The sequence below is a fragment of the Pseudomonas sp. HY13-MNA-CIBAN-0226 genome (assembly GCF_040310305.1).
Taxonomy (GTDB): domain Bacteria; phylum Pseudomonadota; class Gammaproteobacteria; order Pseudomonadales; family Pseudomonadaceae; genus Aquipseudomonas; species Aquipseudomonas gregormendelii.
On record NZ_JBEOPS010000079.1, the window covers coordinates 1 to 423 of the forward strand.

1 protein-coding gene is annotated in these 423 nt (G+C 41.4%); it reads left to right on the forward strand.

Annotation, left to right across the window (positions count from 1 at the left end):
• A partial coding sequence (locus tag AAEZ05_RS27840; protein ID WP_350649763.1) for an IS3 family transposase occupies positions 1–241 on the forward strand: 241 nt, incomplete at its 5' end.
• Positions 242–423: the final 182 nt, after the last annotated feature.

Sequence of the window (423 nt, forward strand, 5' to 3'; positions counted from 1 at the left end):
TCAGCTTACAGGCTCAATGAGCGCTAAAGGTAACTGCTTTGATAACGCACCTATAGAGAGCTTCTGGGGCGTATTAAAGAATGAGTTAATATATCATCAGGACTATAAGACCAGATTTGCCGCCATTACCGATATCATTGGATATATTGAACTATATTACAACCAAACGAGAACTCAAAAGAGCTTGGGCTATAAATCGCCAAGACAGGTGTGGTTTGATTATTATCGTCAAGCTGCGTAATTAAATCTCCCAAGTTTAACTGTACGGATTTGACGGCAGGGGTCACCTTGCAAGCTCTTCTAGATACTCCAATCTGAGTTCTTCTGCATTTTTAGACGTATTATCGGTGTAAGAAGTATCAGCAGCAATAGTGAGTTGCGACTGACTAACTCCTAGCGCAAACAGTACAAACACCCACAACC